1 protein-coding gene is annotated in these 1,158 nt (G+C 49.5%); it reads right to left on the bottom strand.

Going from position 1 to position 1,158, the window contains the following annotated elements; all coding sequences use genetic code 11:
• The coding region (locus tag PCORN_RS19545) for an immunoglobulin-like domain-containing protein (protein WP_036082714.1) at positions 1 to 1,158 on the bottom strand (1,158 nt) is incomplete at both ends.

The following is a 1,158-nucleotide window of genomic DNA, read 5'->3' as shown; positions in this document are numbered from 1 at the left end:
GCAACGTTTGTGAAGGTGAAGTCGCCATTGCTGGTTGTTGCTTGTGCTACCGCGACATCGTTGACCCAAAGACGGACTTTCGCAATGTCTTTGCCGTATTTACCGGTCAGGGTCGCACTATCTTTCGCGTACGGGTCTGGTGTTAGACTCGTGTCTAAGATGGATGATCCTTTGGTTACGACTGTTTTACGGGCCACTTCATTGTAAGCGGCATTGACAGCCACGACTTCGACTTTATCGGTCGCTAATTTGACGAAGCTTGCCACTTTATCAAACGTATACGTGCCGTCTGCGTGAGTCGTTGCTTGGGATACCGCAACACCGTTCACCCAAAGGCGGACTTTGGATACGTCTTTGCCGTATAGACCAGTCAAAGTAGGATCGCCTATCGTGTAATCATTGGCTGTAAGGCTGTAATCATAGACAGCAGTACCTGTCACCGTAACGGTTTTGCGTGCGCGTTCGACGTAAGCACTATCAACACCTACGACTTCCACTTTGTCGGTTGGTTTGGTGATAAAGCTAGCGATGTTCGCGAACGTGAAGGTACCATTGCTGGTGGTGGCTTGGACGATCAGTTGATCATTCACGAAAAGACGTACTTTCGCGATATCTTTGCCGTATGTTCCTGTTAGATTCGCCGTACCAATTTTATAGCTGTTGGCTGTCAGGGCGTAATCTTTCACGTCTGGGATAGTGGTGCTTGCAGCCGATGTTTTACCAGTTGATGCTTTCGTTACCGTCGCTGTAATCGTAGAGCCGCCGGCTTGTTTGGCGATAATAAAGCTGTAGTTACCAGCGCTGTCTGTTTGACCAGATGCAATCGTTGTCGTGCCGTTTTTGATCACGATGGCGCTGTTAGGTTCCCCTTTACCGGAAACAGCAGTAGAGCTGGTTGTTAGGGCGCCAATCGTTGTTTGCACGATCGCGTCATCCGCGATTTTAGTGCTGGCTGTGGATGTTTTACCGTTGGATGCTTTGGTGACTGTTGCTGTAATGGTTGAACCGCCGGCTTGTTTGGCGATGTTGAAGATATAGTCACCGGCGCTGTCTGTTTTACCAGACGCGATGGTAGTCGTACCGTTTTTGATCACGATAGCGCTGTTCGCTTCGCCTGTTCCAGAAACGCTTGTGGAATCGGTTGTTAACGCGCCAATC

The sequence above is a fragment of the Listeria cornellensis FSL F6-0969 genome (genome assembly GCF_000525855.1).
Taxonomy (GTDB): Bacteria; Bacillota; Bacilli; order Lactobacillales; family Listeriaceae; genus Listeria_A; species Listeria_A cornellensis.
Note: the sequence above shows the minus strand (reverse complement) of the source record. Positions and strands in the feature narration are given on the sequence as shown.